Origin of the sequence: [Bacillus] enclensis (genome assembly GCF_001456935.1) — a bacterium.
GTDB classification, from domain to species: Bacteria; Bacillota; Bacilli; order Bacillales; family Bacillaceae_B; genus Rossellomorea; species Rossellomorea enclensis.
This window is the reverse complement of the sequence record NZ_KQ758483.1, coordinates 713,809-735,031: the sequence shown is the minus strand read 5'-3', so window position 1 is coordinate 735,031 and position 21,223 is coordinate 713,809. Positions and strand designations below refer to the sequence as shown.

Sequence of the window (21,223 nt, the reverse complement as noted above, 5' to 3'; positions counted from 1 at the left end):
GTCCGAATGGTGAATATTGACTAAAAATGATGTAGAAAATTACCTCAAACTGATTCGTTGTGCCAGGGACCAATGGACTTGATAAGCGGGCCGTTTTTTAACGTGGGGATCTTGTTGAACTGGGGGAGAACTGTTTCAGGTTAAAAGTAAAACCCGAATCAATTTGAATCTCGTGATTCAAATTGATTCGGGTTAATTAGTATTGGTATTGAGAATACATTTGCCCTTTTTCATCGACATATATGGATGTTAGAATTGTCCTCTTAAATTTCTCATTATTTTTGTGGCCATTTACATCTACTGTTAGATTGTATACCCCTTCTCCAAGCTCAGGTAGTTTGAATGTTTGATCTTTCATTTTTAGTTTGCTTTTTTTCAGTTTCCCATTTTTATAGTATTCAATTGAAATTTCGATTTTGAACTTGACTTTACTGTTTTTTCCTTTCAATTTTATTGAATTTGAGCTTATTTGGACATCCACTGAGTCATTAAATTCACTATCGTATATGACGTTCATTAAATAAGCCTCTTTTTTGGGGGATCGGGCATGTACTTTCCACTCGCCTGCTTTAGGAAATGGAATCGTTAGACTGTGGTGATAACCGCCTTCAAAAACACCATCTGCTTCTGATGTTGATGTTGATTTTGAAAAATATGTGTCATCCCCATCAGGGTCTTCCAGAGTCAGGATCGAATCTTTGTGATTGCTGATCCAGTCGATCGTTATTGAATTTGTACCGTCTTCTACTGTTATGGGTTCTTGTTTAGATCCAGTATATTCTCCTCCCCTGATGTATGAAGAAGCCGTCTCCTTTTCAGTAACTTTCAATTTTTGTACTGCGTCTAAATCAGCACCTGAAGGTATGCTTTCATTTAAGTAGCCATTAAATAAATTGAATGTAGCGGAACCTTCTTTTATTTGTGAATGGTTCCATGAACCGGTTCCCAGATGGGATGCATAAGGCAGACGTGAACTGTTCACGGTCACCGCACCATCATTACTTCCATATGAGCTGAGGTACAGTCCTCCCCAGTAAAGTGAACTGCCAAAACTCCCCCACTTAGTGCCTGCGACAGTATAAAAAGGTACTCTGCCAACATTAATATGGGTATCCGTTAGTTCCCGGAAGTAGTTCATATACCCTGTTTGGAGAGAGTATGTTGCATCATTTTTACTTCCGAGAATCCCTGCAAGCCACCCAGCCCAGCTGCTGTATGCGAGGTCGGCGAGCTCTGAGCCATTATGCGGTGAAGATAGTGTGATTACACGTGCAACATATGGATAAGCACCGTAATGAACAAGGGCAGATTGCGTATCTACACCGCCTTTACTATGGGCCACAATGACAACTTTTTCTCCGAAATATTGATAGATATCGCGTATTTTCCCCGCCAGAAGTGCTCCATTGTCCCACATTGTTTTCGTTGGATAAAGATCGATAAAGGCTGTTTCATAACCATTCTGATAGGCAGTATTATACATATCATTTTCATCCCACCATGTATTGGAGGAAGAATTCAACCCGTGAACGAATAATACCGGATACTTAGACGGTGAAGAGTATGAAGGAGTCGTACCCACATACCACTGACCGGGAACACCTGAGGGATCATCTTTTCCGAAATCCCCGGCCATACTTAAAGTTGGAAACATAAATACAAGAGCAACAATAAGAAATCCCAGTTTCTTTACCATAATATCTCCTCATTTCCATAATTATGAAACCTGTAAATTATATCGACGGACAGCTTTTCATATTACGGGGCATCTAAACTTGATAGAAATGAACTATGTCCCATTCGTTCATCTGTTTTTCACTATACGTATTTGTGTAACATTTTTCATGTATACTCTTCACTTCAAACGCAAGAATAAATAGTATCAAATGGAATAGGAGTTTTTTTATGACAATGAGGATCATTCTTTTTATCGGGTTTCTTTTACCCTGGTTGACCCTTTTCTTTGCCAAACCTGATACGATCAGGAGATTTATGCCTGTCACCATTTTTACTTGTTTACTAATGACCATTGTCTTTCAAATCGCCTATACCTATGATTGGTGGGTGATTCATGAATACATCGTTCCATGGGGGTATATGATTGATGTGAGCTTTGCCTATGGCGTATTTGCAGTAGGGACGTTTTGGATCTTCCGATTCACATATCACAGTTTCCCAAAATTTATAGCGACCAATTTCATCATGGATGCATTCATGTGTTACGCAGCTCTTCCCCTGCTGGACGTCATGGGGATAGCAAACTATAAAAACATAACACCATGGCAGTATCTCCTGGTGATTTTCGGTATTTCATTCATCATTTATTTCTACCATAAATGGCAGGAAAAAATATTTGTTGATGAAGGGCAATAAAAAAAACGTTGGAATGTCCAACGTTTTTCACTCGTTTTTCCCCCTTTTAATGAAACGCCACGCCAAGTAAGCGAAATAAAGTGGAGCAGCAATATAAATCAAGTAAGGGAATTGTTCATATGTACCTTTATATATGACATACAATAGTGCGCCAATGAATACTGTAACGATTGTCCCGTATTTCGGAAGCGGTATTTCTTTGAAACTTGGGATTCGGATCCTGCTTACCATCAGAAAACACATCGCCGTAAAAATGACAGATGTCACTATATTAGGGATACGGTCTCCGAATAAGGTCAGAATGGCCAAAATTCCGCCAGCTGCTGTAATCGGCACCCCGATAAAATAATGCAGGGATGACTTGGGCGGACTGGTATTGAAGCGCGCCAAACGATAAGCTCCGAACAAGGGCAGCAGACCTGCAACAAAAAATCCCAGCAGGCCGAATTGGTAAAACGAAGTATAGTAAACAAGGAAAGACGGCGCTACACCGAAAGTAACGATATCCGCGAGTGAGTCCAGTTCCTTTCCAAGGGTGCTGTCAGCATCGAGCATCCTGGCTAATCTGCCATCCATACTGTCCAGCATCATTCCAATAATGATCAGTACTGCAGCATTCTTGAATTGCCCATTTGCAGCAAAGCCGATTGATAAGAATCCGCAGTATAAGTTTCCAAGTGTCAAGGCATTAGGTATTTTCTTTGTCAATTTCATTTGTCTTCTCCAGTCTGTGCTAAACATACTTATAGAATACCATTTTTTTGACGATGATGAAGGAATATATATAAAATTCGTTCCCAAATGTACGTGCTTTTTCATATGATAAAGTACATCCAATAAAAAAACGTTTACATTTACACTCATTCATAATAAGATTCTCAGTAGATTATGTATATAGTTGGTGAAACATGTTTAAAAAATATGCCAGAACTTTAAAGTGTCTGACTCTGAAGCTATTAAGAATAAAAGATAACTCACATAAAATATCCCTTGGCTTCACCTTGGGATTAATGGTCAATTTTGTGCCTTCGTTTGGAATCGGTCCCGTATTATCAACATTAATCGCTAAAATATTCAAAGGAAACGCGTACGCAGGATTAGTCGGGGGTGTTTTTCTGATCTGGGCATTCCCCTTGTGCTTTTATATTAATTATCTTGTCGGGAACCTGTTAATCCCTGTGGAAGTCACCCATGCAAATACAGTTACTAATGCCGTATACTCAGTCCATCATTCTGCAGTTGAAATTGGTAAGGCATTTATTATTGGCATGGTGGTCAATGTCATTTTTTTTGGAGTGATCGTTTATAAAGTTGTACATGCACTTATCTCCAGACACCGGCACAGTCTATTGACATTCGTCCATAAAAAATGGAATGTTTGATCCATACTTTAATTTTGCTGCAGTCTGTACTAGTCCCTCTGTTTTTGTTATAATTTTACTATTAAGTATGATTTATGAACGAGATTCCAATGTAACAAGGAGGCAAAAAAATGACTGGGACGATAGCAGTTATCATGATTTTCTCCATACCTATCATTGCAATTTTCACAGACCATATTCAAAAACAGTCAAGGACTAAACAAAAGATGATTGAAGATCAATTAAAACTGGAGCAATTGAAGCATGAAAATTTTGTAATTGAAACCGAAAAAATGAAACTGGAACTCAAGCAAATGACACTTAACGAACCTGAGAAGGATAGTAAAGTATTATAAGCTAGTATTAATAAACCTGCTGAAATCAGCGGGTTTATTTTTTTGTATTTAAATCAATTTCACCTATAGATACAACGCAAAAACAGGAGAAAAAATGAAATAATACTTGAACAAACGTGAACAAACACGTACAATAAAGAAAAGGAGGAATATTATGGTATATCGAGTACGAACATATTGCATCAAACCTGATGTTTTAGAAACATTCAATTCATTTTTCCACGAATTTTTGCTTCCCAATCAACTTCGTTTCGGCGCAAAACTCATTGGAAGATGGATCAATGAAGACAAAACGCAAATTACGGCAATATGGGAATATAAAGATAAGCTTCAATACATCAATATCGAAAAAAAGATCAAAAAAACAAAATTGCATAAACAAGCACAAAACAGAAAATCGGAACTTGGCTCATTATATCTATCCACTTCCCAGGAATTCTGGTATATGACCGGAAACTATCATTTTTTAGGAGGAAGACAATGAAACCGATCATTCAGAAAGAAATTGATATGCCTCAGCTCAGTCCAGAACAAATTGATTACATAACAGAACTTACTTTCGGAAAGATTGAAAAGATTAAATCCTGTGATGCAATTTTTGTATTTGCGGGAACACATCCAGGCCATTGGGAGAAAGCAATCGAGGCGTACAACCTGAACCTTGCACCAAAGGTCATAGTGACGGGCGGCAGAAGTCTCACGGGAGAGTCTCACCCTGACTGGTCTGGCCGATCGGCTTCAGCAGAAACAGAGGCTTCCATCATTATCTCTTATTTGGTAAAAGCGGGGATTCCTGAAGAGAATATTACCTTTGAAGACCAATCTTCGAATTCATTAGAAAATGTATTATATGCGAAAGACCTTATTGATTTTAAAAAAATCACTTCCCTGCTGGTAATATGCAAAAGCCACGCGGCCGGGCGGCAGATCAGGACGCTGCAGAAGCACTTTCCGGAGACGATGGAATACATCCCCTTTTCATTCGATACAATCTATAAAAATACTACAGTGAGCCGCCACAATTGGATGAACTCAGATCTGGGAAAGAAAAGAGTCTGGGGCGAATATCAAAGGATCGTCCACTACGGTCAACTTGGCCACCTCATCCCTCCAACTGAAAAATTGTAAATGAAAGATCACAGTCCGGCAGACAAACCGGACTATTTTTATTCCCTTATTTAGCCAATGAGAATTTATCATCATTTTCAGAAAATAGTATACTATTTTATTGTTAAAGTTTAATATATTAGACAATAACTGTATGAAATAGGTGATCAGGTTGAAAGAAATGATGTTGGGAATAATGGCTTCTATGTTCTTCGCTGTAACGTTTATATTAAACAGGTCTATGGAACTTTCAGGCGGAAGCTGGCTTTGGAGCTCATCGCTGAGATTTTTGTTCATGGTACCCTTTCTTGTCCTGATCGTAATGGTAAGAAGAAACATGAAGCAAGTGCTTTCGGAAATGTGGAAGAATCCCCTCCCTTGGTTACTATGGAGCTTTGTCGGATTCGTGTTATTCTATGCACCGATTACTTATGCGGCAGCTTATGGCCCTGGATGGCTTGTAGCAGGAACGTGGCAGCTTACCATTGTCGCCGGGACTCTGCTTGGCCCGTTATTCATGAAAGAGGTCATAACTAATTCGGGAGCAGTAAAAGTGCGTCAAAAAATACCATTCCGTTCACTTTTCATTTCCCTATTCATCTTGTGCGGGGTGATTCTCATCCAAATTCCGAATGCAGAAGGAATGTCTGTAAATATGATAATGAGCGGCATCATTCCAGTTGTTATAGCGGCATTCTGTTATCCTCTTGGTAACAGAAAAATGATGGAAGTAGTGGATGGGAGATTGGATACTTTTCAACGTGTATTCGGCATGACGATTGCCACTGTACCCATCTGGCTGCTTATAGCGTCTGCAGGATTTATCGATGCAGGACTCCCATCTTCCAGCCAAGTCCTCCAATCCCTTATCGTAGCAATCAGTTCAGGTATCGTTGCCACCATTTTATTCTTCATTGCAACCGACATGGTCCGGAATCATCATGGTAAGCTTGCTTCCGTCGAAGCCACTCAATCGACGCAGGTTTTATTCGTCATGGCCGGGGAGATTTTGATTTTCTCAGCCCCCCTCCCTGCAGCCTCTGCACTCTTCGGAATTGGAGTCATAGTCATCGGGATGGTCCTTCACAGCTTGAACCAGGCAGGTATGGGTAAACTCAGGAGCATGAATGAAGCTGCAGGAAGTGATGATACGCGTCAGAGTCTGCCTTTCCAAAAGTGATTTCGTGTCCTTAGTACCTTGCCTATTGATTTCCAGACTGCGATAAAGGTACTTTTTTACTTGTAATATTGAACAAGATTTGGTATCTTATGTAGGTTTACGATAACATTATGGTTACTACCTTACGGAGGCTTACATTTGATCACACTTATTAAGACATTATTAGTCAATATCACAATTCTGTTATCATTGACATACAACGCTAATATATTTTTTCCTTTCAAGGTAAAGCAGATGCTGTTTTTAAAGCATAAAATAACATACGGTCTCATCGGTGCATTCGGAGCGTTTCTATGTATGCTCTATCCCATCGAGACACTGGGTAAAACCCATTTTGACTTAAGAATGATTGCTATTTTGGTAGTCACTCTATACGCTGGATGGATTTCTGGTTCTTTGGTTCTTTTGCTCGTGCTGATCTTCAGATCTATAATAGGCGGTCCTTTTGTGTCTACTGGTTTGGTTGTTTCCATTCTGGCATATTTGGTCGCGCTCGCTTTCCGGAAACTGTTTCTATCATCAGGTTCAACATTCTTTACGAGTACAGTCATTTTTTTCATCTATATGATTGTTTATTTTATTAATATTTTCATTTTCGTTCCTTTTTTACATACCGGATTTTATTTCAATTACTTTGGTGTTTTTTATCTTACATTTATTTCAATCGTCTTTATTATTGAATATTTAATTCGTACGAATAAACAAATTGAAGAAATGATGTACCTCGATAAGTTAAATATGGCAGGTCAGATGGCTGCATCCATTGCTCACGAAATTAGAAATCCGCTGGCGACCGTAAGAGGTTTCATTCAACACCTGGCCGAGGATACGAATGACAAACAGTTCAAGAAATATTCACCTTTGATTCTTGATGAACTGGATCGTACCAATAAGATCATCACAGATTATCTAAACGTATCAAGACCTGGAAAATTCGAACTTTCCTTACTGAATGCAGATAAAGTCCTTCATGATTGTGTCGAACTATTAAGACCTTTTGCCTCTTATTCGAATGTTTCGATTTTCTACAGTACATCAGGACAACATTTCATCAAAGGAGATGAACAGTATTTAAAACAGGCAATCATGAACGTCATAAAGAATGGGATTGAAGCGATAGATGGTCAAGGAGAAGTAATTATTGAAACAAAGGAAATCCCTGCATCCAATAAAATCGTAGTAACGATAACGGATGACGGAAAAGGAATGAGTCACGAGGAACTAAATAAAATTGGGCTCCCCTTTTATACAACCAAGACCAAAGGTACCGGACTCGGCAGCATGGTCACAAATAAAATCATCCGTGAGATGCACGGTATGATTGAATACGAAAGTGAACCCGGCAGAGGGACAAAAGTAAATATCTCCCTGCCATTGGCAAATCAAAAAAGTAAATAGAAGAAGAGGATGGGACAAATCTTAAGATCCCACCTCTAAAGTCGAACATTTCAGAGTAGGCTCTTCTAATGATTTCCGCTGAATAAGCTAACCCATAGATGTACAATGAACGAATTAAACCCGAACAAATTTGCCTCATTTCCTGCAAATTTGTTCGGGTTTTACTTAGACTAAATATTACATTTTCCGGGTGTACTATTTGCTAAGTGACATTACTCGAGAAACCTGAGCAGATCTCCGTAAATGATATCGTCAGACATCCCCAATTCTTTTCTGGCGATCTCTTTATAAGAATCACACTGATTATCCATAACTGCTTCCCCGTTCTTTCTTCTGTAACACATATTGTCCTTGAATATATACTTTTCTGTAACGAATCCCCCGTCCCTGAAAATGACGGGATGGTTCTTGACCCTTGTAAACAAGTTGTGACCGAATGAAAGATTTTCCCTGGATTCAATTCCCAGTAAGTGAAGGATGGTAGGACGGATATCAACTTCCCCGCCTATGGATGTGATGGTCTTTCCTTCAGTACCGGGTATATGAATAATAAGCGGAACCTGCTGAAGCTGCACGTGATTAAGAGTAGTATCTTCCATACCAAGCAGCTCCATGACACCAGGCTCATATTTTTCGGAAATGCCATAATGGTCACCATAAAGTACGAAGATTGAATCCTGATAAATGCCCTCTTCCTTCAATTTCCCAAAAAATTCTTTGATCGCTTCATCTTCATACCGCACAGTCGTCACATATCGATTGACTACATCCACTTTCGTTGATGCTTCGGATATAAATTGATCCTTCTCTTCCAATAAAAACGGGAAGTGATTTGTCAGAGTTATAAAACGTGAATAGAACGGTGTGGGAAGATCCTGAAGGTAAGAAACGGACTGATCGAAAAACGGAATATCTTTTATCCCATAATTCACTGAGTTTTCTTCCGTCACCTCATAGTCTTTCTTTGAGAAGAAACGGTCGTATCCAAGAGAATCATACATTCTGTTCCGATTCCAAAAGGTGGCATCATTCCCGTGGAAAACGGCTGAATAATATCCCCCGCTTTCCTTCAGGATGTGAGGCATCCCCTTAAATACATTATCCGGATTACGCACAAACACAGATCCGCTTGCGAGCGGGTAAAGACCTGTATCAATCATGAACTCCGAATCTGAGGTCTTCCCTTGGGCGGTCTGATCATATATCTGATTGAAATAGAAGCTCTCATCCACTAGTGAATTAAGAAAGGGAGTGATTTCTTCTCCTTCGATTTTCTTATTAATGACAAAATTCTGGGTCGACTCCATACTGATCAAAATGACATTTTTCCCTTTTGCAATACCAAATAAATCAGTCTGTTCATTTTCCTTGGACTTTGTATATTTCAGGGGAGAGCTCGTGTCGTTCCTGGAGGCGGTTAACGGATTGAGATTCACACCCAAAGCGTACCCTGTGTCGTATAGATGATAATTAAAAGGACCGATAGCCGTGACCATTTGTTCCCGGTCATATACCTCCTCGAACAGGTATGGACTCTTAATCAAACCAAGTAATATAGTCAACATGACAACAGCTGTGCCGGCCAACAAATAAGTCGCCTTTTCTCTTGGTTTGATGGAAGGCATACGCCTCTTTTTCTTCAGATACCATCCAGCCCAAAGAATATCAATAAAAAGCAATACATCCCATGGACTCATCAATTCAAATGTGCTGGGGCCGATTCCACCGACATTTTTAAATTGAAACAATATCGGCAGGGTTACATAATCAGAATAAAATCGGAAATATAGTAAATCTGCATATAAAATCCCTGTTATAATCACCATCATCAGAAACAATGTAAAAGCGTGGATTTTTTTTCTAAAATAAAAGCTGACGCCGAGCACGATCATTAAAGAACCTATTGAATTGATGAGAAGCAAGCATATATCCATTAAAGAATGCGGGGTAATATTAAAGCCTGCGAGCATGACAATCAATGTTTTTATCCATAGAAGGATTAATACGATTCCGATCAGTTTGAATTTTTTTAGGTTAAGATACATTTGTTTCATTTTTGACATTTATATATACCCTATTTCCTTTACAGGAGCAATTATTTCCTTTATTGAATTGATTGCTTTCATTACTTCTTCCTCATTCTGATATCCCATCAATGCGAGCTGTACCCAATTCATATTTAGGAGATAGCCACTTTCATAGCTGAGCAGTACTCCTCTTTCCTTACATTTGTCTCCGACCACCCTGCTTGATACCCCATACGGCAATTCAATGGTGATGACCCCCGGTGAATAGTCCTGATTCCCCATTATGCGTACATCCCATTTTTCCATTGCTTCTCTGACAGCACGGGCTAAACGGAGATTAGCAACGTAATCGATATTTCTTATTGCTTCTTTTAACGAAGATATAAGATTGGAGGAATGAGTGAACGGGATGCTCCCATTTTCTGCATACAAGCCGATATCCAAGTATCGCGGTATAGAAGGATGGGACGTTAACGCATCCCTGTGAAATATAATACCAAGTCCCGGTAAAGAACCCAAACCCTTTCCGCTTACTGAAGTCGCAAGATAGCATTCTTTAAAATCTACCGGTACAACTCCTACAGAGCTGCAAGCGTCCACACACAATTCTGCATGAAATTTTTTTGATAATGCCAATATCCCCTTCAAATCATATAAATAACCGGTGGACGTTTCGCAATGTACCGTCCATATCCAGTCAGGCGAGAAGGCTTTCATAGCGGATTCGATTTCTTTAAGTGATACATCCTCTCCCCATTGCTTTTCCAAAGTTCTGAAAGACAATCCGCTTCTTTTGGCGTGATCAATCAGCCTGAAGCCAAACTCCCCGTTGGCGAGTATCAAACCATCTCCTTTAAACCGCTTCAGCTGCTGAGCTGCCATGTCATTGGTGAGGGTACCGGTGCCTACCACTACTTCAGCATGATTGGCTTGGGTCAGCCGGCATAAATTAAATTTAATTTCTTCTATTTCTTTCAAAAAAGCTTCACTTCGGTGGGAAATGGGAGTCTTCCCCAATGCCCTTTTCACCGCAGGGTGAAGAGGGACCGGGCCTGGAAGGAAAGAGTGGGCTCCACTCCTTTCATTATTGAGGGTAACGTTTTCCATCAGTTTTTGAAATGCCTTTGTAGATTTCTCAAAACTCGCCTTTGTTATGTACATTGGCTGAAAACGCGCATCTTCCTCCCCAACCAGGGAAGCAAAAGGAATAAAGCCGATTCTCTTATACAATTTAAGCTGACGGACTGTACCAGAGATAAAAGCAAGATCATACCCTTCTTCAAGGCACAGTTGAACAAGCCTTTTACATAATCCGTAAAATACTCTTGTGCTCCTATACTCATCCTTTACCGAAAGAAGACGAACTTCACAAGGTTCACTGCCGGAAGGAATGAATTGATTCAGGTTAGGGATCTTATTATCCAGAGAAAACGGACGCTTGGCACGAACCGCAATCATACCAACGATTTCTTCATGGTTTTTCGCGATAATGTATGTATTTTCATCATGAAATTTATCCACAAGCAGCTTTTCTTCATTCTCCTCATGCTGCGGTATTTCATTCACAAAGGTTTGATAATTCAATTGATTGATTTGTTGAAGTTCTTTTGGATCGTCTGCAATTTTATATAGCAAGGATTGATGACCCATATATGTACCTCCTCTTAGGTGATGTAAAAAATCTTGTTCTTTCAACATTCAGGGGATAATCATCTATTTATTGTGGGACAGAATCACTGTGATGAACAAGAAGAGAAGACCACTGGGCAGGATGAATGAATCTTCAATCAAAAAAGCCGCTACGGGGATTGATGTCATCGTAAGAAACCCCGCCGTTTTATAACGATGAAGCAGCAAGTAAGCTGCCCCCATGACTGCCGCGGCAGCTCCGATTGTCAAAGGCACTAAAAATAATGCAGAAGCAAGGTAAACGACCACACCTTTGCCGCCGTGAAACCTGAGCTGTATCGGAAATAAATGACCGATACAAAGGAATACCGCACTGAGTATTAGTGCAAAATCACTCCCTGCAAGTCCTTCCTTCACCAGGAACAAAGTAATAAACACCTTGGCAGCATCAATGAGCAAGGTTAGGAGAAACCCTTTTTTGCCAAGTATGCGTCCTGCATTTGTTGCACCTACGTTTTTGCTCCCTATTTTTCTAATATCCTGGCCTGTCTGCCATTTAATGATATAGAATGCCCCTGTTATGGATCCGGCCAGATAGGAGACCACCGAGATCACTAGAAATCCAATTATTGAATTCTCCAACGCATTGCACCTGACTTTTCTAATAAATAGTACAAAACCGATCGACCATTCTGCCTTTAAACAGAAAGAGCCTAATTAATAGACGATTATAATTTGAAAAAGTTTCATTTTTTTACATTTTTATTAAGATGGATAGGTAGATACATCAGATAGAACAGGATCAGGGAGATTGCTTCCAATGACAACAAGTACCATGGGTAATCGCCTAAATAGTCAATTGGACTGGGATTGTATGGCTTATGAGCAAGGAACATATAATTCCCTCCAAAGGCCATATTCAGAACATATGCTGCAGCTGCGAACAGGTTCAACCCAAGAAATGACTTTATCGGGGATAGAACCGTCAACGAGAAACCTTCAACCCACCTCATATAAAAACAAGAAAGGATGATGGCTGCATGCACGATAAAAAACTGAAAAAATCTGATGTGCGGATATCCAAAAAATAGTTCTGGCGTGATCATGGCAATGAATGCACCTGTGAGACTAGCAAAAAAAGCAACTTCAAAAATCAATTTATTTCTCGTTATCAGCATGATGATACACAAATATATTGATAAGGAGCATAATTGAAACGGCAGATTCACGGCAGGAGACCATAACCCATTCAACGCATACCAAAATTGAAAAAATAATTCTCCTGCTGCAAGTGTTGCTATGAGTATCAATCTTATCGCTTTCTTGCCGTTCATGCTTAAATTGTTTCTATATTTGTATAATAGGACAATGAAAATGATCATCAGAAGGACGGCAATAATATGTGAAGCAGAATAAATTTGAAATGGAAATTCTTTATAGCGGAAATTAAACAGATCCTTCATTCTAATCCTCCTCTCTTCTATATTCTTTCTACAAACCTCATTTTCCTTTTTTAGTCATCAACTCTATCAATTGAACAAATAGAAAAACCACCTTACGTTAGTAAAATGGTTTTTTGGTTTATTGGACTCTTTTCAGCTGACATACTGACTGGCGCGAAAGAAATTCCAATGCATGTTTATTAAAATCAGCAGGCTTTTCAACATTGCAGACGTGTCCACAGTCATCCAAAAAGACTGTCTCTGCTGAAGGATCCCCCTGAATATCTTCTTCAAGGGCTTTTACAAATAAGTGATCCTCCCTCCCCGAAATATACAGCTTCGGAATATGCGGGGCCTTTGTCTGGACAAGTTGATAAGTAGATTTAACAAAAGGGGTCAATCTGTACCAACTTAAGAAACATTCCCTGTTCATTTTTTTTGCTTCCCGTATGAAAAGCTTACGTGAAACAGCATGATTATTCTTCGGCATCATAATATAGGCAAATATTCTATACAGCCATAAAAATGGCATAAGCGATTTTATTCCGTCTCCCAACTTTAAAAGTATGGATGCAAAAGGTGTAAACCGTGTGATGCATCCGGCTAAAACAGCGCTTTTCACCCGGTGGGGATATCGCTGCATCAGGGCATGAATAAAGATGGATCCCAGTGATACACCAACAAAATGAGCACGGTCTATATTCAAGTGATCCATGACTTTTAAAACTTCCCGGAGATTCAATTCAATTGAGAATCTTTCATCATAGCTTTTTACACTCGGGGACTTGCCATGACCAGGCAGGTGTACGGTTATGACATTATACTGTTTTTTAAATTCATTGAGCTGCTTTCCAAAAACAGTCGAATTGCCTCCGATGCCATGAAGGAATATAACATATTCCTCAAATTCTTCTTGATGTACTTTATATTCCAGCATGAATTCGCTCCTTAAAACCTGTAAATTTCTTGTTTACAAAAACAGTTAACGACTGAAAGAATACATCTTTCATTCAACATGAGTACTATTGTATCTTAATCCCCATTGCATTGATACACTATAAATGCAGTAAATTCGACTATTCTGTGAGTGTCATAAAATTGCAGTATTTTTTAAATATCCATTAGAAAAGCCGCCGAATAGGCAGCCTTATAGATGATTTATCTGATTGAATGGAGGTTTCGTCTTGCACTCCAATCAACCGCTAAAAACAACTAAAATCTAAATGTACTTTGATCAAATTAAAAACCCGAACTTATTTGCATCGTCTTGTGCAAATAAGTTCGGGTTTTACTTAACTAAAACACTTTTTCCCCAGTCCCTCTTACATATTTTAAAATTAAGATTTCACTTCATATTTCACGAAGAAAGGAAGTATAAGTGAAATGAAGAAAGCCATCATTACGATCATCCCGAATGTTACGGGTTTGGACAGTCCCATATCCGGAGCTATGAGCAGGCCAAAAAAGACTGCGGGTACAATGATTAAAAAAGAAACTAAAAACTTTGAAGCAAAACTGATCGTATGCTTCTTTCCACACTCCCCGCAATCAATAGGCTTATATGAACTCCAAATAGAAATCAGCAGCTCTTTCCAGCCGAACTTCCTTTTACAAACTTTACATTTTTGCAAAACAGTTCCCCCTATGAATCACATCTCTCTGATTACTATCATATCACAAAAATTCGAGAGCCATCTTCTAAACTAATGAGACCTGTTCATTTACCATAAATCGTAAAAACAGCAGACGGAGGTATATGATAAAATTGTATTATATTCTAAATTGATATGTTGGTGGTCATTGTGTCGGAAATTTATTTTATCCTCCTGTTAACAGGAGGCCTTACTTTTTATTTTTATAAAAAAAGAATTTATATCCAGACTTCTTCACTGGCCATTGTTATGGCTTTGGGGATTTTTACGCAAGGTGTCTTCTATTATTACCTGGGAATGGATTACTTTACAGGGTTCACTGGAAAGCTGCTAAGTGGAATTGTACTTTCTCTATGGATGTCCTTTATTATATCTATCCTGGCTTCAATCCGTAATAGGAAGTTCAGAGAGCTGCATTTACTGAATCCTCTTAATCGATTTGGCATTGGCACTTGGATTGCGAGCAGCTCGTTATGCGGGATCATCATTCACGAACAATTCAGCCAGATAACCGTTCCTGTAGTGATCTTGGCTATTGATAGTATTGTGTGGATGTTCTATATTGGAATCATAATCCCATACTTTATAAAAAATAAAGATCAAGAAGTCAACGGTATCATCCTGTTATCCACCGTAAGTACACAGTCTCTCGTTCTTCTTGTTCATTCAGTTTATCAAGGAGCAGACACCATCTTTTACTTTTGGTTCATTACGGCAGGCATCCTTTTTTACTTCATATGCCTGCTGTTTATCTTAAAACGGTATATATTTAATAAATGGTCAATTGTACACGACTGGAAGAATTCAAACTGCATTTTACACGGGGCTCTTTCCATTACCGGGGTTGCGTCCGTTTCAACTGGAATTATGCCTTCTATACTGGTACAAGCTTTGTGGACGGCTGCAACGCTGATATTCATTCTTGTAGAATCGATTGAAATTGCCCGTTTAGTAAAACGAGTGAGTTTGTTTGGATTTCGTGAAGGTATGTGGACATACCACGTCACCCAATGGAGCAGAATTTTCACCTTTGCCATGTACTTCACTTTTACACTGCTGATGGAACCGCAGGGCCCATTTATAGAATCTGCACGAAACTTTGCGGCGGCTGCAGGCATTTGGGTGGTCATTTCCGTAACGTTCATTCAGACTGCAATTTGGTTCACATCATTCCGTTATATCTCAAGGGCGCATGAACAAAAAAGAAAGTCCAGAATTGCTTAAAAACCACATGAACATTCTTCTCTTTGCAGGCTCTGTTGAGGAAAAAAGCACACAGAGCCTTGCCTTTAAGACAACTGAAAGAGGGAATCAAACCTTTTCCATGCAGTCAGTAATAGAAAGGATATGACGTATTGATAAATACATTCAAGTTGGTTAGGAAAATCCCAGGACAGAAAATGCACGTTTATATCACTATCGTCGATGATACACTGGTGGATACGGGTCCATATAGTTTACATAAACAAGTAAGGGAAATCGTGAAGGAACACCCGATCCGGAATGTCATCCATACCCATCATCATGAGGATCATACAGGAAACAGCGCTTGGATTGAAAAGCATATAAAGGTTCCGCAATGGATTCATCGTGCAGGTGTGATAAAATGCATGAATAATACCAAACTTCCTCTTTATCGTTCTGCTTTTTGGTATAATCGAAAATCCTTTAAACCAAGGGAATTTGAAAGCAGCGAGTTTCATACAAAGGAGCATACGTTTAAGATTGTTCATACTCCAGGTCATTCCGTTGATCATGTCATTTTCATTGATGAGGAGAAAGGCATCTGCCTCTCGGGGGACTTATACTTATACCACTCACCCACCTCTCATTTTGCATTTGAATCCGTCCCTGAATTGATACACTCCCTGAATAAAGCATTGAATTATAACTTTCAGGAAATTTACTGTTCACACGGCGGGTATCTCCTAAATGGGCGGAGGTTAATCGAAAGAAAACGGGATTATCTGCTGGACCTTCAAGGGAAAGTCCTGACCCACTATCAAAAAGGGTTGACACCATTAGAAATCAGGAAAATGCTGCTGCCCAAAAATAGAGCTTTTCAGTATCTCTCGGCATTTGAAAATTCCCCCATGCACACGATTCATTCAATCATTGAAAACTCTTAAAGGCCCGTCCCTCAATGTTTACAGCATTGAAGACGGACCTTCATTTTGCGAATCCAGCATAGGAACCCTATGCCTGAATTCAAGTTTATAGATGATATCAAGTATTTTCGTACCTATGAATTGACAAATGAGGGCATATACTATGACTTTCAGATCCACGACGATTCCTGTCAATAATAACAAGCTTCCATTTATGAAGAAGAGCGTGCGGCCGGGTGAACTATCCCTCAGTTTTGAAATGATGAGGGCAAGTATATCCATTCCGCCCGATGATGCGCCCATTCTGAAGAGGATCCCGATTCCAATCCCGAATAGAACTGCTCCGATGCCCATATCCGGTATCACATTCGATAAGGGGGCTTTCATATGAGGGCTGATTAAATTAACAGTAATGGATGTAACGGTTACACAGTATAGAGTCCATAATGCATTAGACTTCCCGAGCCATTTGACGGCAGCAATCAACAGACCGGCATTCAATACCCAGAGAGTAATTGAAAAAGGTACGTGAAGCAGATAATTCAGTAGAACACTGACGCTCGCTGCGCCCCCTGAAGGGATGAAATGAGGAAACAGGAAGACTGCCATTGCAGTACCTTGAATTCCTGATGCAATGAAAAGTATGACTGACTTCAGCAAATGATTCATTCTTAAAACTCCTGCTCATTAACAATCTATATCCTAGTTTAGTAGTCTTTTCGGAACGGTGCAATGTGAAAATATGCTTATGGCTTATGACTGCGGACCAAATCCTCCATCCTTCCAAGGGCAATGTTCATATTAAGCAGGAGATTTGAATTGAAAAAGCTAATTAGTAGAGAGCACATAAAAAAATGGGGGTAATGTAAGATGAAGCTCACCCAGGACAATTGGGACGCTGCGAAGTCTTTTATATTCTCGCAAGCCCGTCCCCTGGAACAAAAGCTTTTCAATTATCATTTTGAAAATGGGAGCAAAGAAGATGCAGTAAACGAGCTGATCTCGTTTCAAAATAATGACGGCGGCTTTGGTAACTGTCTGGAACCGGATTTCCGTCTGGAGATTTCGTCCCCTATGGCTACGACTGTGGGACTACAGATTGCCGCGGACCTTCAATTGGGAAAGAATCATCCGGTCATTACGAAAGCATTGAGTTACCTCGAATCTGTTTATGATGACCAAAAAATAATTTGGCATGCTGTACCTCCTGAAATCAATGAGGTTCCACATGCCCCGTGGTGGCACTTTGATCATGAAAAAGGGTTTTGCGGAGTACAGGCGACATGGGCGAATCCAAATGCGGAGATAATAGGTTATTTTCATTTATTCAAGCAGGAAGAACCCTTATTGGGAAAATGGACAAAGATGGCCGGCGAAGAACTTTCGAAGCTGCCCCGGCCCTTAGGAAAACATGATTTCCTTTGCTACTCCAGGCTTCTTCACAATCTTTCAACATATTCAGAGACAAAACAGTATATCTATTCAGCATTGTCACAGGCAGTGCATGAGACGGTCTGCAAAGACCCCTCAAGATGGAATGAATATGTTGCCAAACCTCTGGATGCAGCTCCTGATCCCTCTTCCCCTTTTTTCGAACATCTTAAGAAAGACATCACTCTTCAATTAGATTATGAAATAAAGAGCCAGCATGAAAAAGGATATTGGCAGCCTGCCTGGTCTTGGTTTGGGCATTACGAAGAGACCTGGAAAAAAGCTGAAATTGAATGGCGGGGCATTAATACCCTCTCTATGCTCCGTTCACTTGCTGCTTACGAAAAAATTGAATAAAAAAATAAACCCGGGGTTCTACCCGGGTCCGTTTGATTATTTTTCAACGAAATTACTCTTGAACCATTCCGCTGCTGCGTCGACCTCTTCTCTTCTCAATTCATGACCGCCATCCGTCCAGTACTCGGTTACAGTGGACTTAGCATCTTTGAGGTTCCTGATCAATTCTTCGGTTTCGTCCGCTGGAATCAACGGATCTTTCTTTCCTGCGCCGATGAAAACGGGCGAATCATGTAAATCCGGAATTGATACTCCCCGGCGTGGCACCATTGCATGAAAAAGGATCCCGCCTTTAAGTGCATGTTCATGATGATACATAAGACTTGCAGCAATATTAGCACCGTTAGAATAGCCCAGTGCTACTATATTTGATCGATCAAAACCATATTCCTTAGCGCTATCATCAAGAAAAGTATTTAATTCTTTGGTACGGAAGATTAAGTCTTCCTCGTCAAAGACTCCTTCACTAAGGCGTGCAAAGAATCTCGCCATCCCGTTCTCATTCACACTTCCTTTAACACTTAATACAGATGCTTCAGGCGCAATCATTTCAGCAAGCGGCAGCAAGTCCCGTTCATCACCACCGGTCCCATGCAGCAGTAATAAGACAGGCAATCGCTCATTCGTCCCTTTGTTGAAGATATGCTTCAATTTCATTCCTCCCTGTTCATTCTTTCGTATCCAAAGGTTTTAACCTGGATTCAATGGATTCTCTCTGAGCTTCAAAATATGGCGGTAAGGACAGATTTTCACCTAAGCTGTCGAAGTCTTCATCTGATTCAAAACCGGGACCGTCCGTAGCCAACTCAAAAAGAATGCCGTTGGGTTCCCGGAAATAAAGTGAACGGAAATAATAACGTTCTACAAATCCGGAATTGGGCAGACGAGTCTGGGTAATCCAATCCACCCACTTGCGCAGCTCCTCTTCATCTTCAACCCTGAAAGCCACATGGTGAACACTTCCCCGTCCAGGTCTTTCTTGCGGCAGATCGTTCCGTTCTTCAAGATGAAGCTCAGCCCCTGTACCTCCCTCTCCTGTTTCAAACACACGGATATCAGGCTGTCCTTTTTCATATGCAGGAAACGTACCCTTTTCGCGGTAGCCCAACACTTCAGTCAATACTTTTGCGGTCAGCTCTCCCCTTGCTACTGTAAGGTTAACCGGACCGAGTCCTACGACCCCATACTCGACTGGAACAGGACTCTTGTCCCAAGGTTTTCCACCCGCTACTCCTGTATTGTTTTCATCCGATACGAGCATCAACCGCTGCCCTTCAAAATCCCGGAAACCCAGTGCAGCCCTTCCTGTACGATGAGATATCTCATCGTGCTCAACACCTGATTCTTCAAAGCGCTTCTTCCAATACGTCAGGGCTTCATCACTTTTCACTCTCAGGGAAGTCAATGAGATACTGTTTGTTCCCTTATACGTATTTCCTGCATGAGGAATCTCAAAAAAAGTGAGATCTGTTCCCGGGTTTCCCCTTTCATCGGCATAAAAAAGATGATAAACAGAAGTATCGTCCTGGTTGATGGACTTCTTCACAAGACGAAGACCAAGTGTTTTCGTGTAAAACTCATAGTTCTTCTTAGCGTTGGCTGTTATGGAAGACACGTGGTGCTGCCCTTTTAATGGTTTTAAATTCATTCCTTACTCACTCCCTGTTGATAATGGTATTTAATTATCTTCTGCTAATAGCTTACAATATATTTATCTTTAATTCAAGATATTTTAATTCAAAATTTATGTGCAGAAAAAAACCGCCTACAGCCAGGCGGGATCGTTTGTTTAAATATGTTCATTACTTTTAACTGTGATAGCCTGGGCTAGGGTAGACGTAATCGTCAGTCTGTCAAATTTCAATCCGAGTTGAACAGCAGTCTGTGCAATTTCAGGGCGCAGACCCGAAAGGATTGGCTTCACACCGATAAGCTCAAGAGCATCTACCAGCTGGAATAACTGATGTGCAACCATCGTATCAATCATCACAACTCCGGAAAGATCGATGAACAGATAGGATATTTCTTTTTGGACACATTGCTCTAATGTATTTTCCAGGATCAACTTAGCTCGTTCAGGGTCAATATTCCCAATGAGAGGCACAAGCGCAGTATCTTCATTCAAGGAGATGAGTGGTGTACTGAGTTCATGGATAATCTGTTCCTGAGACTTCAGCTGTCTTTCTACAACCTCGTTCTGCAGTTCCATGAACCTGAGAATCACCCTGTCAAATGATTCAATGACGGTATCCTCCCAAATCCTAAGCAGATCCGAGCTCTTGGGATCCTCACTTTTCTGTGCGAATTCATTAACAAAGTCAAGATATTGATTTCGGACCCGCATGAACTCCTGAATGATATGATGGGTAGGTGTTTCCAGGTGGTGTTTATCTTCTGCAATGGAAAGTACCCAATCATCCAGACGCTTATAAAAGGTTTCTTTTTCTATTGTGAAAACTTCACAAAATAATTGATGGAACTCAAAATTTTGTTTTTTTAAATTATCTACTGTTTCAGGGTCATTAGAGGAGTATACTCCACTAACTTTGCTCTTATCGATAGATTCATACCAGGAGTCCGTTAATTGACGTGCTTTGCTTAGAAGATATGTATGTAAATGTTTGCTGCGATGCATATTGGATGTGTTCCCCCCATTGTTTATTTAAATTGTATACCAATGCCTGTGACTTTATCTGTTATTACTGTAAAGTGATGTCTTCCTTTCTATTATAATATAGTAATCAGCCTGACACCAATATTAATGAGCCAAATCACGCAGAAGCAACAATCCGGCATTCCAAT

22 protein-coding genes are annotated in these 21,223 nt (G+C 40.1%); 10 read left to right on the top strand and 12 right to left on the bottom strand.

Going from position 1 to position 21,223, the window contains the following annotated elements; translation table 11 throughout:
• Positions 1-196 precede the first annotated feature (196 nt).
• Positions 197-1,696: an esterase/lipase family protein gene (locus AS034_RS11245; protein WP_058298507.1), complete on the bottom strand. Its 1,500-nt coding sequence runs from the start codon at positions 1,694-1,696 to the stop codon at positions 197-199.
• Positions 1,697-1,905: 209 nt separating this feature from the next.
• Between AS034_RS11245 and AS034_RS11240 the strand changes: the two genes are divergently transcribed.
• On the top strand, positions 1,906-2,373 hold the full coding sequence (locus AS034_RS11240) for a hypothetical protein (RefSeq protein WP_058298506.1): 468 nt from the start codon (positions 1,906-1,908) through the stop codon (positions 2,371-2,373).
• A 27-nt stretch (positions 2,374-2,400) separates the two neighbouring features.
• Here the strand turns inward: AS034_RS11240 and pssA are convergent, their stop codons facing one another.
• Positions 2,401-3,087, bottom strand: a complete 687-nt coding sequence (gene pssA, locus AS034_RS11235) for a CDP-diacylglycerol--serine O-phosphatidyltransferase (protein WP_032088656.1) — start codon at positions 3,085-3,087, stop codon at positions 2,401-2,403.
• A 194-nt stretch (positions 3,088-3,281) separates the two neighbouring features.
• Between pssA and AS034_RS23475 the strand changes: the two genes are divergently transcribed.
• The 6 genes from AS034_RS23475 to AS034_RS11205 all read left to right on the top strand — a co-directional run bounded on the left by AS034_RS23475 (position 3,282) and on the right by AS034_RS11205 (position 7,775).
• Positions 3,282-3,755: a DUF2062 domain-containing protein gene (locus AS034_RS23475; protein WP_032088657.1), complete on the top strand. Its 474-nt coding sequence runs from the start codon at positions 3,282-3,284 to the stop codon at positions 3,753-3,755.
• A gap of 110 nt (positions 3,756-3,865) precedes the next feature.
• On the top strand, positions 3,866-4,090 hold the full coding sequence (locus AS034_RS11225) for a hypothetical protein (RefSeq protein ID WP_032088658.1): 225 nt from the start codon (positions 3,866-3,868) through the stop codon (positions 4,088-4,090).
• A gap of 154 nt (positions 4,091-4,244) precedes the next feature.
• Positions 4,245-4,574 (top strand): NIPSNAP family protein, encoded by a 330-nt coding sequence (locus AS034_RS11220; protein ID WP_058298505.1) that lies wholly within the window; start codon positions 4,245-4,247, stop codon positions 4,572-4,574.
• Positions 4,571-5,218 carry a YdcF family protein gene (locus AS034_RS11215; RefSeq protein WP_032088659.1) on the top strand — a complete coding sequence of 216 codons (648 nt, stop codon included), beginning with the start codon at positions 4,571-4,573 and terminating at the stop codon, positions 5,216-5,218. The genes AS034_RS11220 and AS034_RS11215 overlap by 4 nt, the downstream gene beginning before the upstream one ends.
• A 151-nt stretch (positions 5,219-5,369) precedes the next feature.
• Entirely contained in the window at positions 5,370-6,377 is a 1,008-nt protein-coding gene (locus AS034_RS11210; RefSeq protein WP_058298504.1) for a DMT family transporter, read from the top strand.
• A gap of 138 nt (positions 6,378-6,515) precedes the next feature.
• Positions 6,516-7,775 carry an ATP-binding protein gene (locus AS034_RS11205; protein ID WP_058298503.1) on the top strand — a complete coding sequence of 420 codons (1,260 nt, stop codon included), beginning with the start codon at positions 6,516-6,518 and terminating at the stop codon, positions 7,773-7,775.
• A gap of 212 nt (positions 7,776-7,987) precedes the next feature.
• Here the strand turns inward: AS034_RS11205 and AS034_RS11200 are convergent, their stop codons facing one another.
• The 6 genes from AS034_RS11200 to AS034_RS11175 form a co-directional block, all read right to left on the bottom strand.
• Entirely contained in the window at positions 7,988-9,838 is a 1,851-nt protein-coding gene (locus AS034_RS11200; protein ID WP_244888144.1) for an LTA synthase family protein, read from the bottom strand.
• The gene (locus tag AS034_RS11195; protein WP_032088661.1) at positions 9,839-11,452 is read right to left on the bottom strand and encodes an aminotransferase class V-fold PLP-dependent enzyme; all 1,614 of its coding nucleotides are present in this window, start codon (positions 11,450-11,452) and stop codon (positions 9,839-9,841) included.
• Between the two features lie 63 nt (positions 11,453-11,515).
• Entirely contained in the window at positions 11,516-12,073 is a 558-nt protein-coding gene (locus tag AS034_RS11190; protein ID WP_058298502.1) for a glycerol-3-phosphate acyltransferase, read from the bottom strand.
• 104 nt (positions 12,074-12,177) lie between these two features.
• Positions 12,178-12,894: a YwaF family protein gene (locus tag AS034_RS11185; protein ID WP_058298501.1), complete on the bottom strand. Its 717-nt coding sequence runs from the start codon at positions 12,892-12,894 to the stop codon at positions 12,178-12,180.
• 118 nt (positions 12,895-13,012) lie between these two features.
• The gene (locus tag AS034_RS11180) at positions 13,013-13,810 is read right to left on the bottom strand and encodes an alpha/beta fold hydrolase (protein WP_058298500.1); all 798 of its coding nucleotides are present in this window, start codon (positions 13,808-13,810) and stop codon (positions 13,013-13,015) included.
• A 400-nt stretch (positions 13,811-14,210) separates the two neighbouring features.
• On the bottom strand, positions 14,211-14,504 hold the full coding sequence (locus AS034_RS11175) for a TIGR04104 family putative zinc finger protein (RefSeq protein ID WP_058298499.1): 294 nt from the start codon (positions 14,502-14,504) through the stop codon (positions 14,211-14,213).
• Positions 14,505-14,675: 171 nt separating this feature from the next.
• Between AS034_RS11175 and AS034_RS11170 the strand changes: the two genes are divergently transcribed.
• The gene (locus AS034_RS11170; protein WP_141687704.1) at positions 14,676-15,749 is read left to right on the top strand and encodes a TDT family transporter; all 1,074 of its coding nucleotides are present in this window, start codon (positions 14,676-14,678) and stop codon (positions 15,747-15,749) included.
• 131 nt (positions 15,750-15,880) lie between these two features.
• Entirely contained in the window at positions 15,881-16,654 is a 774-nt protein-coding gene (locus AS034_RS11165) for an MBL fold metallo-hydrolase (protein ID WP_058298497.1), read from the top strand.
• Positions 16,655-16,672: 18 nt separating this feature from the next.
• Here the strand turns inward: AS034_RS11165 and AS034_RS11160 are convergent, their stop codons facing one another.
• Entirely contained in the window at positions 16,673-17,302 is a 630-nt protein-coding gene (locus AS034_RS11160) for a YitT family protein (RefSeq protein ID WP_058298496.1), read from the bottom strand.
• A 201-nt stretch (positions 17,303-17,503) separates the two neighbouring features.
• Between AS034_RS11160 and AS034_RS11155 the strand changes: the two genes are divergently transcribed.
• Complete coding sequence (locus AS034_RS11155) at positions 17,504-18,421, top strand: prenyltransferase/squalene oxidase repeat-containing protein (protein WP_058298495.1); 918 nt, start codon at positions 17,504-17,506, stop codon at positions 18,419-18,421.
• A 36-nt stretch (positions 18,422-18,457) separates the two neighbouring features.
• On the opposite strand, the gene AS034_RS11150 is transcribed toward AS034_RS11155, so the two are convergent.
• The 3 genes from AS034_RS11150 to AS034_RS11140 form a co-directional block, all read right to left on the bottom strand.
• Positions 18,458-19,072 (bottom strand): alpha/beta hydrolase, encoded by a 615-nt coding sequence (locus tag AS034_RS11150; protein WP_058298494.1) that lies wholly within the window; start codon positions 19,070-19,072, stop codon positions 18,458-18,460.
• A 16-nt stretch (positions 19,073-19,088) separates the two neighbouring features.
• The gene (locus AS034_RS11145) at positions 19,089-20,069 is read right to left on the bottom strand and encodes a ring-cleaving dioxygenase (RefSeq protein WP_058298493.1); all 981 of its coding nucleotides are present in this window, start codon (positions 20,067-20,069) and stop codon (positions 19,089-19,091) included.
• A 141-nt stretch (positions 20,070-20,210) separates the two neighbouring features.
• Complete coding sequence (locus AS034_RS11140) at positions 20,211-21,056, bottom strand: STAS domain-containing protein (RefSeq protein WP_058298492.1); 846 nt, start codon at positions 21,054-21,056, stop codon at positions 20,211-20,213.
• Positions 21,057-21,223 lie beyond the last annotated feature (167 nt).

What these genes read in the sequence shown, in the direction of transcription:
- AS034_RS11245 (WP_058298507.1), bottom strand. Translation starts at nt 1,696, where the DNA reads ATGGTAAAGAAACTGGGATTTCTTATTGTTGCTCTTGTATTTATGTTT.
- AS034_RS11240 (WP_058298506.1), top strand. Translation starts at nt 1,906, where the DNA reads ATGACAATGAGGATCATTCTTTTTATCGGGTTTCTTTTACCCTGGTTG.
- pssA (WP_032088656.1), bottom strand. Translation starts at nt 3,087, where the DNA reads ATGAAATTGACAAAGAAAATACCTAATGCCTTGACACTTGGAAACTTA.
- AS034_RS23475 (WP_032088657.1), top strand. Translation starts at nt 3,282, where the DNA reads ATGTTTAAAAAATATGCCAGAACTTTAAAGTGTCTGACTCTGAAGCTA.
- AS034_RS11225 (WP_032088658.1), top strand. Translation starts at nt 3,866, where the DNA reads ATGACTGGGACGATAGCAGTTATCATGATTTTCTCCATACCTATCATT.
- AS034_RS11220 (WP_058298505.1), top strand. Translation starts at nt 4,245, where the DNA reads ATGGTATATCGAGTACGAACATATTGCATCAAACCTGATGTTTTAGAA.
- AS034_RS11215 (WP_032088659.1), top strand. Translation starts at nt 4,571, where the DNA reads ATGAAACCGATCATTCAGAAAGAAATTGATATGCCTCAGCTCAGTCCA.
- AS034_RS11200 (WP_244888144.1), bottom strand. Translation starts at nt 9,838, where the DNA reads ATGTCAAAAATGAAACAAATGTATCTTAACCTAAAAAAATTCAAACTG.
- AS034_RS11195 (WP_032088661.1), bottom strand. Translation starts at nt 11,452, where the DNA reads ATGGGTCATCAATCCTTGCTATATAAAATTGCAGACGATCCAAAAGAA.
- AS034_RS11185 (WP_058298501.1), bottom strand. Translation starts at nt 12,894, where the DNA reads ATGAAGGATCTGTTTAATTTCCGCTATAAAGAATTTCCATTTCAAATT.
- AS034_RS11180 (WP_058298500.1), bottom strand. Translation starts at nt 13,810, where the DNA reads ATGCTGGAATATAAAGTACATCAAGAAGAATTTGAGGAATATGTTATA.
- AS034_RS11160 (WP_058298496.1), bottom strand. Translation starts at nt 17,302, where the DNA reads ATGAATCATTTGCTGAAGTCAGTCATACTTTTCATTGCATCAGGAATT.
- AS034_RS11155 (WP_058298495.1), top strand. Translation starts at nt 17,504, where the DNA reads ATGAAGCTCACCCAGGACAATTGGGACGCTGCGAAGTCTTTTATATTC.
- AS034_RS11145 (WP_058298493.1), bottom strand. Translation starts at nt 20,069, where the DNA reads ATGAATTTAAAACCATTAAAAGGGCAGCACCACGTGTCTTCCATAACA.
- AS034_RS11140 (WP_058298492.1), bottom strand. Translation starts at nt 21,056, where the DNA reads ATGCATCGCAGCAAACATTTACATACATATCTTCTAAGCAAAGCACGT.